The following is a 16,272-nucleotide window of genomic DNA, read 5'->3' as shown; positions in this document are numbered from 1 at the left end:
ATCACGCTGTCTGGCGCTGGTCGGTTCCGCGGTCGCTGGCCGACGCATCATCGAAACGGTCGACCCGTCGCAGGGCGGGGAACAGGCGCATCCAGGCACCGACCACCGCCAGGGTGCCAATGCCACCGATCACCGCCGCCGGCACTACGCCGAACCAGGCCGCCATGCTGCCGGCACGGAATTCACCCAACTCGTTACTCGAGCCGATGAACAGCATATTGACGGCGTTGACCCGGCCGCGCATCTCGTCGGGAGTGGCCAACTGGATCAGCGTCATGCGTACATAGACGCTGATCATGTCGGCGGCTCCGGCCACCAGCATGGCGGCGAACGACAGCCAGAACAGCGTCGAGAAGGCGAACACCAGGTTGGCGATGCCGAACACCGCCACCGCCGCGAACATCACCAGGCCGGCGTGGCGCTTGATGCCACGCAGGCCGAGATAGAGCCCCATCAGCAGGGCTCCGGCGGCGATGGCGCTGCGCAGGGCGCCAAGGCCCTCGGGGCCGACGTGGAGCACTTCCTGGGCGTAGATGGGCAGCAGCGCGATGACACCGCCCAACAGCACCGCAAACAGGTCGAGCGAGATGGCGCCCAGGATGATCGGCTGGCGGCGAATGTAGCCGATCCCGGCAGTGAAACGCGTCCAGGCGGTGGCTTCCAGCGATTTGGCGGTTTCGGCATAGCGGATTGGTACCGGCAGCAGTAGTGTCAGGGCGGTGACAAAGCAGCCCAGACATACCGCATAGGCAAGGCTGCCACCGCCCACGGCATACAGAATCCCGCCCAGTAGTGGGCCGCCGATGACGGCCACCTTCATGATCGAACTGTTCAGGGCGATGGCCTGCGCCAGCTGTGAGCGTGGCACGATATTGGGCAGCAGGCTCTGCAGCGCCGGGCCGGTGAACGCGCGTGCGCAGCCGAACAGCGCCAGCACGGCGTAAAAACCGCCAACCCGCTCGCTGCCGGTTGCCGACAGCGCCAATAGCAGGGCGCTGCACAGTGCCTGGACACCCCAGCTCAGCTGCAGGATGCGCTTGCGCGGGAAGCGGTCGACCAGGTCGCCGGCGGGCAGCAACAGCAGCACCATGGGCAGGAACTGGGCCAGGCCGACATAGGCCAGCGACATCGGGTCGCGAGTCATGGCGTAGACCTGCCAGGCCACCACCACCGCCTGGATCTGCATGGCGAAGACCGCCGCCAGCCGCGACGACAGAAAACTCAGGAAGCCGGACTGGCGGTGCAGGGCAACCCGCTCTTCGGCGGGTGGGGCGGCGGCGTGGGCAGTACTCATGGCGTGTCCGGCAGTGAAGCGAAAACCTCGATTCTAGTGACTACCGGCGTGATATTCACTCGGCTAATGGATAAAGGGCTAACGAGTTGGCATGCTCAGCGTTGGCATGGGGTGCCGACGTCGCCCCGGCCACTTCCTGTGGCCGGGGCGTTGGCTACGTCAGTCTGCTCCCGCAGTGGGGACAGGTCTCATGTGCGTCGCGGGTGATGGCCTTGTGACGACGAGCCTGCGGCTCGTGCTCGGGGTTGATCGCAACCAGAGTGCCGCGCTCCCAGCGCAGGCCCATGTCCTTGAGCATGCGCGGGTCGCACTCCCTTAACGCGGCGTCTTGACGACGCTTGATCAGACGGGCGCGCAGGGCGCGAATCAGGGTCTTGATACTATTTGAAACAGCCATTTCTCGGTCTCCTCGAGTGGAGGCCGGGATGCAGCGCGAACAGGAGATGACCGAAAAAGCGGGGTAATCACATGGCCGCGACACATGCCGCGGCCAGGAAATTCTCAGTGTCGGATTGGCACGCGGCAACGGCAGGCTCGCATCGCATTGTTGGCAATGCGATGTAGCTTGCTCGGACGGTTGACGCGGGTTTGCCAGCGCATGAGAGGCACCATGTCTGATGGATTGGGTGCCGTTCGCTGGAACGAACGACCTTTTTCTTTTAACCAATCGCTGATCAAGCGTCAAGCGGTTCAAGGCAGGCCCTCAGCGATAGCCCTTGCCTGGAGCCGCGTCGAGGCCTCGCGGCGGGCACGGGTCAACGGGTCGTAGAACTCGGAATTCTCGAACTGGGAAAGCGAGAGTTGCCCGGCTTTTTCGGGGATCATCATGTTGACCTTCCGGCCAAGGGCGATCAGGGCAATGATCTAGCCAGGCATGCTGGCCGCATAGCTTGAACACCTGCTCGAGGTGCGCCTTAGCTGCTCGGCAGTAGCGGCGGCAGTTCGGCTTCCAGAGACACCAGGCGCTGGCGGCTCGGCAATCCTTCCATGTCGCCAACCACCTGTACCGCCTGGGCACCGATCAGGTTGCCGCGGCGTACGGCTTCGCGAGGCGAACGGCCATCGAGCAAGGCGCTGACCACGCCCACGGCGAAGCCATCTCCGGCCCCTACGGTATCGATCACGTCGGTTACCTGAAACCCCGCCACGGTAAAGCTCTCCTCCCGGCCGCCCAGGACGCCACGATAGTAGCTGCCTTCCGGGCCGAGTTTGATGATCACCGCGCTGGCGCCTCGGTCGAGGTAAAAGCCGGCAATGTCATGAGGCGTCTCATGGCCGGTCAGCAGCCTGCCTTCGGTCAGGCCCGGCAAGATCCAGTCGGCGTGTCCTGCAAGTTCATTCAGGGTGTCGCGCATGTCGGCCTCGCTCTGCCATAGGCTGGGGCGCAGGTTGGGGTCGAAGGAAATGGTGGTGCCGTTGGCCCGGGCCTCGCGCAGTGCCTGCCGGGAAAGTGCTCTGGCACTGTCCGAGAGGGCCGGTGGTATACCCGTGGCGTGTAGGTGGCGAAGTGCAGTGAAGTCGACCTTGCCGATATCGTCGGGTGTCATATGGCTGGCGGCACTGCCGCGGCGGAAATACTCGACGCGAGGGTCGCTGCCGCCCGGTGCCCTCTCCTTGAACATCAGCCCGGTGGAATGCGCCGTGTCGACATGCAGGTGTCGGCAGTCGACCCCCTCGGCTTCCAGCATACGGCGGATGAAGACGCCGAAACTGTCGTCGCCGACCCGGCTCAACCAGCCGACATGGAAACCCAGCCGTGCCAGGCCGATGGCCACGTTGGTATCGGCGCCGGCAATGCGACGATGGAACAGCTCCACCTCGGCCAGCTCCCCCAGGTCATCGGCCACGAACATGGCCATGGCCTCGCCAAAGGCGAGAATGTCGGGCGGCTTGGTTGGGGTGTGGGTGTCGAACATGCTGGCGACCTCGTGTTGACTGAAGATGGGAACGATACCGTCCCGGGTGAATAAGCCGTTGGCTGTTATGCATCACCCAGCTGGTGCTGGGGCGGGCCCCGCGCTATCAGGGTCGGCATGTGCCGGCGGACAGGCCTTGGTCGAGGAGAGCCTGCCGTTCACGAACGGGGTTTCCGGAGGGATTGATCTGTCTGGAGCCCCGGCGCAAGCCGTTTACGCTCATCGACGACGTAACGGGAAACATTCGTCTGGAAGCGTTGGCCTGACGGGCTACCTCAAGGATGGTGGGACGAGCAGCGACAGGGGGCATGTGGCGAAACCGATCTATCGTGGGATCGTTCCCACGATAGATCGGTTCGTCCATTCGAGCAATGGCTTGCGATGGTTTCTGGGCTAGGCTTCATGGATAGCGACGATGCTGATCGGTAGCGAGTCGGAAGGCAGCCCCGACGGCCTGCCGACCAAGGACGGTAACGTGTCAAAGACGGTTCGACTAACGGGTATGGCGCTCGTCGGCGTGCTGCTGGTGGTGCTGGCACTGGCCTGGTTCCTCGAGTCGCCCTGGTTCCGGGCCTGGCTGGAAGATCAGGCCGGCCGGCAGCTCGATGGCCGCGAGGTCGAGATAGGCGAGCTGGATATTGCCTGGGGCTTGCCGGTGACGGTGCGGCTCAATGCGTTGCGCATCGGCAACGCTGACTGGGCCGATGACGATGACATGGTGCGAGTGGATGAGCTCGCCATTACCTTGAATCCCATCGCCCTGCTTCAGGGTGAGATAGAGCTTGAGCGTGTTGCGGCGGAGCGGCCCGTCATTCACCTGGCGCGTCGCGAAGACGGCACGACCAGCTGGGATGACGTGATGGACGACGAGGCCGAGGGGGACATGGCCTTCTGGCCCCGGTCCTTCGCCATCGGGCAGGGGCGGCTGGTTTACCGTGACGTGGCCCTGGAGGCTTTGCTCGACATCGAGTTCGAGACACCCGGCGATGTCGATGAATTGCACCTGGAGGTTAGCGGCGAGGGCCGTATCCGCGACGATTCGCTGGCCTTCCGGGCCGAGGTGCTATACCAGGCCGAGGAGTGGCGAGGCGCCGTCGATAACCTGGAAGGCCGGATCGGCGACAGCCGGGTAAGCGGCGCGGCGATGGTGGATCTCGGCAGAGAGGTGCCGCGTATCGAGGTCCAGCTCGACGCCGATGAACTGGACCTGAATCGCTGGGGCTTGCTGGACGAGCGCAATGGCACCGGGGCGGGGCCTGCCGGGACGAATCCCCTGGAAGCCTGGGAGCAACGGCTGGTTGACGTATGGGAGGTGCTGGAAGCCTACGAGGCCCGCCTGGACGTTGCCATCGATCGCCTGCACTACGCCGATCAGAGCCTGCACGACCTGGCCCTGAAAGGCAGTCTCGAGGAGGGCCGTCTCGACATGGATCGACTTCGGGCGACCCAGCATGTCAATGGCGAGCCCAGTGGCGGACTGGATGTGCAGGGCATCATCGACGTACGGGAGCAGCGGCTGGCGGCGGACGTGTCAGCGGAGTTCGATTCGGTTGACCTCACGGCCGCCCTGGCACCGCTGGGTGTCGGTGAACTGGGCATGCTCGCGGGTCGTCTCAATACGCGGATCGTGGATGGTGGGCTGGTAGTCGACGATACCGCACTCGACTATCGGGCTCCCCACTGGGGGCTGGCCCTTTCCCTGCGTGCGGACTCCAGCGACATCGCGGGAACCGATCGGATCGGCGTCCACCTGGTGGGCGACGGGACCCATGAGGAGGAGCCCTTTGCGTTCGACCTGGTGGTAGGCCCTCTGCTCGACCTGGCCAGCCCCGACACTCCCTACCCGGTATCAGGCTCGCTGAGTTCCGGTGACACGCATCTGCATCTCGACGGAAGTATCGTCCAGCCGCTCGAGCTCGACGCGGTGGAAGGCGATTTTCGCCTCGAGGGCCCCAACCCGGCGGATCTCACCGACCTGACCGGCCTGAACCTGCCCGAATTGCCGCCCTATGAGCTCCGCAGCCATCTGAGCTTCAGCGATGACCTGCTCGATCTGAACGGGCTGCAGGGGCGCTTCGGCGAGAGTGACGTGGAGGGCGACGTGCGTATCGCCCTGGGCGAACGACCCACGATCTGGGCGACCCTGACCACGCAAGTGCTGGAAGCCGACGACCTGCTTCCCATGCTGGGGATCGCCCCCGATACCGATGACGGGCCGGTGTCGCCCGAGCAGCAGCAGTGGGCCGAGGAGGACGAGCGCCGACAGCGGCTCTTTCCCGACCGTCCCTGGGACCTGGAAGCCCTGCGTGGTACCGACATCGTGCTCGATTACCGCGCGGAGAACGTGGAAGCGCGCCACGTGCCGTTCACCGATGTGAGCCTGCAAATGACGCTGGAACAGGGCGTGATGACCGTGGAGCCGCTGCAGGTGGGGCTCGGTGGTGGCCAGGTGAGCGCTTCCTGGGTCATGGACGCACGTCAGGAAGCACTCGAAGGCGACCTGAGCCTGGCCCTTGACCAGGTGAACCTGAAGGCTCTGCTCCAGGAGGCCAACCTGCCCGAGGTGGCCGAGGATACCCTTGGCATGATCGGGGGGCGTGGCCAGTTCCGCTACCGCGGTCGCTCGATGGACGAGGTGATGGCCGGGCTCGCTGGCGAACTGGAGCTGGCCATGTCCCAGGGTTGGCTCGACATCATCGCAGCCGAACTGCTCCCCTTGAACGTCGCCAATGCCATGATCGCTGCCCTGACGGGTGAGGATCAGGTCGAGCTCCAGTGCAGCTACGTCCATTTCGTGGTGGAAAATGGCCTGGCGACGCTGGATCAGTTCTTCATGGCGACCGAGATCGCCCACTTTACGGGCGAGGGTCATATCGACCTGGATCATGAAGTGCTGGAGCTGGCGTTCGAAGGGCACAACAAGGATGTGACGTTCTTTACCGGCAACTCTCCGGTGGAGCTGGAAGGGCCGCTGCGGGAGCCGGAAGTGAACGTCATCACGACCGAGCTGATGGTCCGCGGCGTGGTGTCCCTTGTCGGTGCGCTTATCGCACCCCCCACCGCGATCCTGCCCTGGGTGGAGCTGGGGGGAGGTGAAGAGGTGGGGATGGGTTGTGAGCAGGCGCTGGCTGAATTTGAAGACTAGGTGTGTGCGAAACGTCGGCGAGCGATGACCAGACAATGACGGGATGAGGCGCATGGCGGAAGAGCGTGGGAGTCGAACCCACCAGGGACCGCTGGCAGCCCCTGCCAGATTTGAAATCTGGCCGCCCCACCGGGGGTCGATCCTCTTCCATGAGTCGATATGCTGCATTCTTGCTAGTCCCACAGGTCGGCGCGGAGGACGATACGATCGTCCCGCACCCGCCGCGTGAACCCCAGCCTATCAAAGAATTCGAGAAGGTGAATGGCCAGTTTGCGTCCGGTGCCGATGCGGTCGCGAAATTCGGCGCCGCGCACGGCACCATGCGTCTCTGCCAATTCCCGGGCGATTCCCGCCAATTCACGTACCGCCGGGGCGAGATAGAAATGATCCCTGCGGACCTGGTAGAGCCAGCCCAGGCGGGCACAGGCGGTCAGCACCTGGCGAATGCGCTCCTCGTCCATGCCTTCGCTGGCCGCCATGTCACGCACCCTCGGTGGGTGAAAGGGCGTCGCCGCGATGAGCGGCTCGAGTCGTTGCCACAGGGCCTCATCGGCCTCGTCGAGCGTCGCACGGTGTCCCGGCAGCGAGACGAACGCTCCCTGGCGCTCCAGTTGGCCGCTATCCAGCAATCCATCCACAAGCGGTCGGAAGAAGGTGCCGGGCAAGTCGGGCATGACCTGGCGGCCAAGCCGCTCGCGCTCGGTACCCGGCATCGAAGGCTCCCGTTCGTGATTGGCGGCGACGGTCTCGATGATGCGCCGCTCCAGCGACTCGATGGCATGATGCGAAAAGGCCCTGGACCCGCCCTGGGCCATCACGACACGCCCAGACAACGCCTCGACGAGTGACGCCAGGGCCGCCCGATCGGTATTGGCATTGCGCGCCATGGCGTCCAGGTCCAGCCCGTCGGGCCTGAGTTCCAGTGCCGCCTGGAGCGACCGCTGCAGGTCATAGGGGAGGCCTGCCGCCACGACATCGGCAAGCGCCGACAGCCAGGCCAGACGTTTGGGTGCGCGCTGGCCGCGTCGCGGAGGGTCGCCATCGAGCACCACGCCACCGCCCAGGGTGACATGGCCGCCGTGGTCGCGGATCACGAAGCGGTCTCCCAGGCAGGCATGCACCGGGCTGTCGAGCACCAGCTGGCCCAGCATGCGTTTGCCCGGCGCCAGGCGCTGTCCCTCGAGCAGCGCGACGCGGCCGGTGAGATGGGCCACGCCCAGGTGTATATGCACCGGCGACCAATGCTTGAGTGCCGGAGCGCTATCGAGCAGTTGCAGGTCGATGTCGAGACGCTGCCGCTCTGGCGTGTCCAGCGTCTCGGCGACCACCCAGTCGCCGCGCTTGATGACGCCGCGCTCCATGCCGGACCCGGCCAGGTTGAGCGCCACCCGGTCGCCCTGATGGGCCTGGTTGCTTTCGCGGTTCTGCCGGCGCAGGTCGCGCACCCGCGCCTTGCGTCCGGACGGCAGCAGGCGCACCTCGTCGCCCAGGGCGACGCGGCCGGCAAGTGCCGTACCGGTCACGACCAGGCCGGCGCCGGCCTTGGTAAAGACCCGGTCGACGGCGAGGCGAAACGCACCCCAGACAGGCCTGGCACGCTGCCCGGCGGCCTGTGTCCACAGCGCATCGCGCAGTGCCGGCACACCCTCGCCCGTTCGGCTCGACAGGGCATGGATCACCGCGCCGGAGAACGGCGTGTCGGCCAGCAGGGCCTCGATCTCACGGCTCGCTTCCCCACGCCGCGCCGCATCCACCAGGTCGCACTTGGTCAGTGCCACCATGCCACGGGTCAGCCCCAGCAGTTGAAGTATCTGCACGTGTTCGACCGTCTGGGGCATCACCCCATCGTCGGCGGCCACTACCAACAGCACCGTATCGATGCCCGCGCTGCCAGCCAGCATGTTGTGGATGAACGTCTCGTGCCCCGGCACATCGACGAAGCCGAGTTCGATGCCCGGTTCGACCTCGGGATAGGCGAAGCCTGCCTCGATGGTGAGCCCGCGGGCCTGCTCCTCCTTCAGGCGATCGGTATCGATCCCGGTGAGTTGCCGTATCAGGGCGGTCTTGCCATGGTCCACGTGGCCGGCGGTACCGACGATCATCCCCCCTCCCTGGCAAAGCATTCCTTCAGTATCGCGAGCTGGTCGATGAAGGCGGCCTCCTCTTCCGCGCCGGCAAGGCAGCGCAGGTCCAGGTGTAGCGCGCCATCCCTGAGGCGACCGATGACCGGACGGGGCAGCTGTCGAAACGCTCCCTCGAGGCGCTTGAGGAGGGGGGCGCGAGCACGGCGGTTCTCGCTCAGCGGGCGCCAGACCAGCGCCCGGCTGGGCAGCCGGTCGACGGGTAGCGAACCGCTGCCGAGCTGGCTCATGCAGGGTTCCAGCGTCACTTCCATGCCATCGAGCAGCGCCTGGGTGGCCGCAAGAAGCCGCTCGCCGGTCTCGGCGATGGACGCTTCCGAGCGTGTCAGCAGCGCCAGGGTGGGTATCTCCCGCTGTGGCGTGTCGCTGTCGCGGTAGAGGCGTAGCGTCGCCTCCAGGGCGGTGAGGGTCAGCTTGTCCAGGCGTAGCGCACGCTTCAGCGGGTGGCGCTTGATGTTGGCGACCAGCTCACGCTTGCCGACGATGATCCCGGCCTGGGGGCCACCCAGCAGCTTGTCGCCGCTGAAGGTGACGACATCGGCACCGGCGGCGATGGCGTCCCTGGGCTGGGCTTCGTAGGGCAGACCGAAGGCCGCAAGGTCGGTCAATGCCCCGCTGCCCAGATCGACCATGAAGGGCACGTCATGATCATGGGCGATCTCGGCCAGGACAGGCTCGGGCACGCTCTTGGTGAAGCCGGTAATGGCGTAGTTGGAGGTGTGCGCCTTGACGATCAGCCCGGTCGCCTCGTTCATGGCGGCCTCGAAGTCCCGCGCATGGGTGCGGTTGGTGGCGCCGACCTCATGCAGGCGACAACCCGCCGCCTGCATGATATCCGGCATGCGGAAGGCACCGCCGATCTCGATCAGCTCGCCGCGGGAGATCACCGCCTCGCGGCCGGCACCGAGGGCGCCCAGGGCCAGCAGTACGGCGCCGGCGTTATTGTTGACCACCGTGGCGGCCTCGGCCCCGGTCAGCTCGCAGAGCAGCTCCTCGACCAGGCGATCGCGGTCGCCCCGGCCACCGCTCTCCAGGTCGTATTCCAGCGCCATGGGGTGGCGTGCCGCCTGGGTCATGGCCTCGATGGCCGTTTCGGCAAGCGTTGAGCGCCCCAGGTTGGTGTGGATCACCGTGCCGGTCAGGTTGAAGACCGCCCGGCCATGGGGGCGCGCCAGCTGCGAGAGACGGGCCAGGCTCTTTTCTGCCAGGGCATCGATGGTCATCGCCGTCTCGGGCGCAGCGGTGGGGAGCCGGGAATTTCCCGCATCGCGTGCCAGACAGGCCCGTTCCTTGTCGAGAGTCTGGCGAACGGCACGCCGTATCAGGCGTTTGCCATGCCGCGACTGGGCCTGTTGCAGGGCGGGATGCGCCAGTAGCGCATCGACCGCGGGCAGGCTGCGTCTAACGTCCGTTGTCGTCGTCATGTCCGTGCCGAAGGTTTGAAACACCCCTATGGCATAGCACGTGGACCGGCCTGCGTCCAAGTGCGACCAGTCCCGGGGCGGGTCATCCCTCGTTCCCGACCCACAAAAACGGGTTGTAGCCGCTGCGCCGGTACTCCCCCTTCTCGGCCAGCAGCAGGTCCAGCGCCAGGCTGGCCAGGTCGTCGGCAAGGGGCTCGGCCTGGGCATCGAATTCCCGCGGCACTATCTTCAGGTAAGTGTGGCAGTCACCGCAGGTTTCGGCCTGCACCGGGAGCAAGGGTTCTCCGGTTTCGTCCTCCAGGCTCAGGTAGTCGAGCTTGCCGGTCTGGTCGCATACGCTGCACTTGGCTCGTTCCAGGTACCACTGGGTGGCGCAAAGCCCGCACTGCAGATAGCGTACGCCGCTGCGTATCTGGTCGATCTGGATCACGCTGGCGACCGGCAGTGAGCCGCAGCATGGACAGATCGCGCGTGCCTCGGGTGGCGGACGCTGCGGTGGAGCGGGCAGGCGCAGTGCGAGTCGCAGCCAGGCCACCTGCAGGCCGGCCGCCACCAATGGCATCAGCCCCCGCTGCGACGGAAGGCCTGCGTCTCCGGTCAACACCCGGGTCGCCAACTGGTCGATCCCGCTGCGAGGCATCTTGCGCAGCTCGGCCAGCAGCGGTCGCTGCGCCTCGCCGATGGCGAGATCGAGCGCATCGAGGAGGGCGGCGAATTCGGTGTGGAAATCGACGTCGCCTCGCAGCGCCTCGACGCCCAGCGGTGGCATGCCGTGCTTCAGGGCCAGCGCAAAGGCATCGGGTTCGGGCAGCCATTGCGGTTGATGGCGTTCCAGCACCACCTGCTGTGCCCGGGAGAGCTGCGCCATGAAGGCCAGGAAAGCCCCCAGCGGCTCGATGCGTTCGGACAGGGCATGCAGGCGCTGCGCCCGGACGGCGAAGTGCCCCGGGTCGGGGAGCACCACGGCGGGTGGGTCCATGACACCCATCGGAGCGTTGCCGTATGCATGGTTCACGTTATTCGGTTCCTCGGGATTGCGGTGGGTGGGGTTTCCGGCTTTCCCGCCGGATCTCCCGGCTCCTTCGCTCTTTCGCCATCTCTTCCTCGTACCAGAGATCATGGTGATGCTTCGCCCACGCCTTGCTGACCCGGCCACGGATCATGGCCTGGAACGACCCCTTCACCCAGATTCCCGAATAGATGTGGATGATCAGGGTGATGATGGCCAGGAATGCCACGTAGGCATGGGTCAGCGCACCCAGGCGTCGAATCGTGATCGGCATGGCGTCGGCGAAGTAGGGCTGCCAGATGACGATCCCCGAAACCAGCAGCAGTGGCACGCAGAGCAGCATGATCCAGTACACCATCTTCTGCCCGGCGTTGTTCTTGCCCACCGGGGGCAGGCGCTCGTCCCGGTTGGTCAGTACGTCCCGGATCTGTTTGAGCCACTGGATATCGTGGCGCTTGACCAGGCTCTCCTTGAAGAAGGCGATGGCCATGATGAAGAAGACCAGCGTCATGAACACCCCGATGAAGGGATGCACGATACGTGTCATCGTCGGCCCACCGAACAGGGCGGTCAACGACCAGAAGAAGGGATGAAAGAAGGGCAGTCCGCTGAGCACCAGCAGCACGAAGCTGATGGCGACCAGCCAGTGGTTGAGACGTGTCCACCCGCCATAGCGAAGCAGGCCTTCCTCCCGTCCGGGATGGCTCATTGTCGTTCCTCCTCGCTCGACTCGTCGGCGCGCACTGCCTCTTCATCCTCCGCGGAGATCTCCTTGGGGCCGGCGGTGACGTAATGGAAGAAACCGGTCAGCGCGGCGAGGCCGACCGCCGCCGACATCAGCGGCTTGGTCACGCCCTTCCAGGCATCGACCATCGGACTGATACGCGGATCCTTCGGCAGGTCGTTGTAGATCTCCGGCTTGTCGGCGTGCTGCAGCACGTAGACGACATGGGTGCCGCCGACCCCTTCGGGGTCGTAGATGCCGGCGTTCTCATAGCCTCGGCTCTTGAGAAAGTTCGTCCGTGTCTCGGCCAGGTCCAGCATGTCCTCCTTGGTGCCGAACATGATCGAGCCGGTGGGACAGGACTTGACGCAGGCGGGCTCCAGGCCGTGGAAGACACGGTCGGAGCAGAGCGTGCATTTGTAGGCCTTGGAGTCCTTCTTCGATATACGCGGGATGTCGAAGGGGCAGCCCGCCACGCAGTAGCCGCATCCGATGCAGTGTTCCGAATTGAAATCGACGATGCCGTTGGCGTACTGCACGATGGCGCCGGGTGCCGGACACGCTTCGAGGCAGCCCGGTTCGGCACAGTGCATGCAGTTGTCCTTGCGGATCAGCCACTCCAGGTTGCCCTGCTCGTTCTCGTATTCGTTGAACCGCATCACCTGGAAGGAGTCCGGCGTGAGATCCAGCGGGTTGTCGTAGACCCCGACGCATTCGCCCACGTCGTCGCGCAGGTCGTTCCATTCGGAGCAGGCCACCTGGCACGCCTTGCAGCCGATGCAGCGTGACACGTCGATCAGCTTGGTTACCGGGTCGATGCCGCCGTCACGCACCTGGGGCGAGGGCACGGTCGTCGCCGAGCGGGCAATGATGTCCTGCAGATTGATCTGGCCGCCTCTCATCTCGCCTTCTCCTTAGAGCTTGTCGACCCGTACCAGGAACGACTTGTACTCCGGTGTCTGGGTGTTGGCGTCGCCCACGGATGGCGTGAGGGTGTTGGTCAGGTGCGATTTTTTCGTCTCGCCCAGGAAGCCCCAGTGAAGAGGAATGCCCACCTGGTGGACCGTCTGCCCCGCGACCTGCAAGGGGCGAATACGCTTGGTCACCACCGCCACGGCGTCGATGTGCCCGCGCTTGGAGCTGACCCGCACCCGATCCCCCTTCTCGATGCCAAGCTCGTTCGCCAGGCTTTCACCGATCTCGACGAACTTCTCGGGCTGGGCGATGGCGTTCAACCGGTTGTGCATCGTCCAGTAGTGAAAGTGCTCGGTCAGGCGGTAGCTCGTCGCGGCATGGGGAAACTCCTCGAAGGTGCCGAAATTCTCCCTGTCCTGCTCGAACACCCGAGCGCCCGGGTTGTGCTTGGCCAGCGGGTTGTGGGGGTGCAGCGGATTGCTGGCGATGGGCGTCTCGAACGGCTCGTAGTGCTCGGGGAAGGGGCCTTCCGCCAGCCGGTCCCTGGCGAAGAGCTGGCCTCGCCCGGTCTGGTTCATCAGGAACGGCCCCAGTTGGGCCGTGGGGTCGGAGTCCACGGGAAAGTCGGGCACGTCCGTGCCCACCCAGCGCTGGCCGTTCCACCAGACGACGGCCTTGTTCTCGGCCCAGGGGGTGCCGTCGGGGCGCGCGCTCGCCCGGTTGTAGAGGATTCGGCGGTTGACCGGCCAGGACCAGGCCCAGCCCAGGGTCTGACCGGTACCGTAGGGGTCGGAATTGTCACGACGCGCCATCTGGTTGCCGTCCTCGGTCCAGCATCCGGCGAAGATCCAGCAGCCGCAGGCGGTGCCGCCATCGGCCCGAAGCATGCCGTAATCCTCGACCTGCTCGCCGGCCCGGCAGATGACGTTGCGTTCCTCGTCAACGATATCCTCGAGCGCCCACCCGTTGTATTCCCGTGCCAGCTCCTCGGGGCTCGGCTCTTCCGGATGGCGGTAGGGCCAGTGCAGATTGAGAACCGGATCGGGGAAGGCGCCACCCTCCTCGCGATACAGGCGCTGCAAGCGCAGGAAGATCCCGGCCAGGATCGCCGTGTCGGGGCGCGCCTCGCCCGGTGGCGGTGCCGCTCGCCAGAACCACTGCAGCCAGCGGGAGCTGTTGACGATGGAGCCGTCCTCCTCGGCGAAGCTGCTGGTCGGCAGCCGGAACACCTCGGTACCGATCCCGGCGGGGTCGACATCATTGTATTCGCCGTGGTTCTTCCAGAACTCGGCGGTTTCGGTACGCAGCGGATCGATGACCACCAGGTACTTCAGCCGTGATAGCGAGGCGGTGACCTTGGCCTTGTGCGGGAATGCGGCAAGGGGGTTGAAACCCTGGCAGAAGTAGCCGGTGATCTCGCCGTGGCTCATCCGCTCGAAGGTGTGCAGGATGTCGTAGAGTTTTTCACTGAGCTTGGGCAGCCAGTCGTAGCACCAGTCGTTCTCTGCGGTCGCCGAATTGCCGTACCACGCCTTCATCAGGCTGACATGGAAACGTTCGTAATGGCGCCAGTAGGAGACCTCGTCCGGCACCAGCGGTGGGCGGGCCCGCTCCAGGATATAGTCGTCGTACGCCTGCTCGTCATCGTCCGGCAGGGTCAGATAGCCGGGCAACTGGTCGGAGAGCAGCCCCAGATCCGTCAGGCCCTGGATGTTGGAGTGGCCGCGCAGGGCATTGACGCCGCCGCCGCGCATTCCCATGTTGCCCAGCAGCAGTTGGATGATGGCCGCGGTACGAATGATCTGCGAGCCGATGGAGTGCTGTGTCCAGCCCAGGGCGTACAGTATGGTCATGGTTCGTCCGGGCACGGCCGTCTCGCCGGCCATCTCCCAGACCCGCTGGAGCTTGTCCCTTGGCGTTCCGCACACCGAGGACACCACGTCCAGGGTATAGCGGCTATAGTGCTCGCGCATCAGCTGGAAGACGCAACGGGGATGCTGCAGCGTGGGGTCACGCAGGGCGTTCCCCTCGTCGTCGTAGTCGTAGTTCCAGCTGTCGGTTTCGTATTTTCCCTCTGTTTCGTCGTAGCCGGTGAAGAGACCGTCCTCGAAGCCGAACGCTTCTCCCACGATCAGGCTGGCATCGGTATATTCCCGGACGTAGTCATGATGGATCCGGTCGGTTTCGATCAGGTAGTTGACCAGGCCGCCCAGGAAGGCGATATCCGTACCGGTGCGGATTTCGGCAAAGTAGTCCGCCACCGCCGCCGTGCGTGTGAAACGAGGATCCACCACGACCAGGCGGGCGTCGTTCTTCTCCTTCGCCTCCATGACCCAGCGGAAACCGACGGGGTGTGCCTCGGCGGGATTGCCGCCCATGGCAAGGATCAGATCGGCGTTGCGGATATCGACCCAGTGGTTGGTCATGGCACCGCGACCGAATGTTGGGGCAAGACCTGCCACCGTCGGTCCGTGTCAGACGCGTGCCTGGTTGTCGAAAGCCACCATGCCGAGGCTGCGCACCATCTTGTGGGTCAGATAGGCCGTCTCGTTGCTCGAGGCGGAAGCCGCCAGGAACCCGGTCGTGGTCCAGTGATTGACCGTATGGCCCGCCTGATTCTCGGTGACGAAGTTGGCGTCCCGGTCATCCTTCATGTGGCGGGCGATACGCGACAGGGCATCGTCCCAGGTGATGCGCTGCCACTCGTCGGAGCCGGGCTCGCGAACCATGGGATATCTCAGGCGCGATTCGCTGCGGATGTAGTCGAGGAGCCCGGAGCCCTTGGGACACAGCGAGCCGCGGCTGACCGGGTGATCCGGGTCCCCCTCGATATGGTAGATGTCATCGATGTTATTGATGGCGGCATCGCCGCGGCTGTAGATCAATACCCCGCACCCCACCGAACAGTAGGTGCAGTTGCTGCGGGTGATCTTGGCGCCGGTGAGCTTGAAGTGGCGGATCGAAGCCACCGTGGGTTCGGGTGCGAAGCCCATCATGGCCATGCTGGATGTTGCCATCCCCGCCGCACCGAGCTTGAAGAACTGTCTTCGCGTTACCCTTAGGGTCATGATGGCCTCCTGCCTGGGTTCATGCTGCCTGTCCGAAGGTGCCGACAAACAGGGGTCGCTAGGTAAAGCGTAGCGAGTCTCGCTAACCTGAACGACAGCCCCATGTTTAGATTTGTAAGCAGGGGTTGTCGCAGGCTTGGGATTTGCCCCCATGACAGTGGCGAGTCGTGGGTTAGTCCGGAGACTCTTCCGTGCTGGCCTGCGTTTCTCCATCTTCCTGATGGCCAGACAAGTCGGCGCCCAGCGGTTCGTCCGGTAGTTCGGGCGACTCCCGTTCGGGTGATTCCGTTTCATAGGCGGGGCCGGAGTCCGTGGCGGCCGCCTCGGTCTGAAACAGCTCGTCCCCACGGCTTTGGCCGCCCCCGGTGGTCTGGTCCTCCTGGTCCATGTCCGAACCCGTGATGCCGCTGGTGGTGCCGGCAGCACCCGTCGAGATCTCTTCCTGGTGCTCGCCGGTTTCGGAGGATGGCACCGTCTGAGCCTCGTCGACCCGGCCGGCAGGCTCGGTTGCGCTGGCTGCCAGAGTGCCGAAGAGGAGAAGAGAGGTGAGCAGCAGTGTCGCGTACCGTTCCATGGTCGACTCCAGGAAGCGCTATCGATGATCCTACCGATCAGCGTAGCCTGCCTGCCTTGACA

General features: G+C 65.1%; 12 protein-coding genes and 1 tRNA gene. 1 reads left to right on the top strand and 12 read right to left on the bottom strand.

Features of this window, described 5'->3' with window-relative positions; genetic code table 11:
• Nucleotide 1 precedes the first annotated feature (1 nt).
• The 4 genes from C1H69_RS08935 to C1H69_RS08925 all read right to left on the bottom strand — a co-directional run bounded on the left by C1H69_RS08935 (nucleotide 2) and on the right by C1H69_RS08925 (nucleotide 3,210).
• On the bottom strand, nucleotides 2-1,294 hold the full coding sequence (locus tag C1H69_RS08935; protein ID WP_102653058.1) for an MFS transporter: 1,293 nt from the start codon (nucleotides 1,292-1,294) through the stop codon (nucleotides 2-4).
• A 154-nt stretch (nucleotides 1,295-1,448) separates the two neighbouring features.
• Complete coding sequence (locus C1H69_RS08930) at nucleotides 1,449-1,691, bottom strand: DUF1127 domain-containing protein (RefSeq protein ID WP_102653057.1); 243 nt, start codon at nucleotides 1,689-1,691, stop codon at nucleotides 1,449-1,451.
• 293 nt (nucleotides 1,692-1,984) lie between these two features.
• Entirely contained in the window at nucleotides 1,985-2,122 is a 138-nt protein-coding gene (locus tag C1H69_RS23555) for a hypothetical protein (RefSeq protein ID WP_165789448.1), read from the bottom strand.
• Nucleotides 2,123-2,208: 86 nt separating this feature from the next.
• Entirely contained in the window at nucleotides 2,209-3,210 is a 1,002-nt protein-coding gene (locus tag C1H69_RS08925) for a sugar kinase (RefSeq protein ID WP_102653056.1), read from the bottom strand.
• A 415-nt stretch (nucleotides 3,211-3,625) separates the two neighbouring features.
• Here C1H69_RS08925 and C1H69_RS08920 point away from each other — a divergent pair, with 415 nt between their 5' ends.
• Nucleotides 3,626-6,355, top strand: a complete 2,730-nt coding sequence (locus C1H69_RS08920; protein WP_102653055.1) for an AsmA family protein — start codon at nucleotides 3,626-3,628, stop codon at nucleotides 6,353-6,355.
• A 53-nt stretch (nucleotides 6,356-6,408) separates the two neighbouring features.
• Here C1H69_RS08920 and C1H69_RS23550 read toward each other — a convergent pair.
• From C1H69_RS23550 to C1H69_RS23800, 8 genes are all read right to left on the bottom strand, one after another.
• Nucleotides 6,409-6,504: transfer RNA gene (locus C1H69_RS23550), tRNA-Sec, on the bottom strand.
• Nucleotides 6,505-6,528: 24 nt separating this feature from the next.
• Entirely contained in the window at nucleotides 6,529-8,457 is a 1,929-nt protein-coding gene (gene selB, locus C1H69_RS08910; RefSeq protein ID WP_102653054.1) for a selenocysteine-specific translation elongation factor, read from the bottom strand.
• Entirely contained in the window at nucleotides 8,454-9,920 is a 1,467-nt protein-coding gene (gene selA, locus C1H69_RS08905) for an L-seryl-tRNA(Sec) selenium transferase (protein WP_102653053.1), read from the bottom strand. The genes selB and selA overlap by 4 nt, the downstream gene beginning before the upstream one ends.
• Nucleotides 9,921-10,002: 82 nt before the next feature.
• Entirely contained in the window at nucleotides 10,003-10,935 is a 933-nt protein-coding gene (gene fdhE, locus C1H69_RS08900) for a formate dehydrogenase accessory protein FdhE (protein ID WP_205738442.1), read from the bottom strand.
• A 1-nt stretch (nucleotide 10,936) separates the two neighbouring features.
• On the bottom strand, nucleotides 10,937-11,638 hold the full coding sequence (locus tag C1H69_RS08895; protein WP_102653052.1) for a formate dehydrogenase subunit gamma: 702 nt from the start codon (nucleotides 11,636-11,638) through the stop codon (nucleotides 10,937-10,939).
• Nucleotides 11,635-12,555: a formate dehydrogenase subunit beta gene (fdxH, locus tag C1H69_RS08890; RefSeq protein ID WP_102653051.1), complete on the bottom strand. Its 921-nt coding sequence runs from the start codon at nucleotides 12,553-12,555 to the stop codon at nucleotides 11,635-11,637. Before fdxH ends, C1H69_RS08895 begins: the two co-directional genes overlap by 4 nt.
• Nucleotides 12,556-12,567: 12 nt before the next feature.
• Nucleotides 12,568-15,561 (bottom strand): formate dehydrogenase-N subunit alpha, encoded by a 2,994-nt coding sequence (fdnG, locus tag C1H69_RS08885; protein ID WP_240609889.1) that lies wholly within the window; start codon nucleotides 15,559-15,561, stop codon nucleotides 12,568-12,570.
• 247 nt (nucleotides 15,562-15,808) lie between these two features.
• On the bottom strand, nucleotides 15,809-16,210 hold the full coding sequence (locus C1H69_RS23800) for a hypothetical protein (RefSeq protein WP_205738441.1): 402 nt from the start codon (nucleotides 16,208-16,210) through the stop codon (nucleotides 15,809-15,811).
• Nucleotides 16,211-16,272 lie beyond the last annotated feature (62 nt).

Origin of the sequence: Billgrantia endophytica (assembly GCF_002879615.1) — a bacterium.
Classification (GTDB): Bacteria; Pseudomonadota; Gammaproteobacteria; order Pseudomonadales; family Halomonadaceae; genus Halomonas; species Halomonas endophytica.
This window is presented reverse-complemented; position numbering and strand designations above follow the sequence as displayed.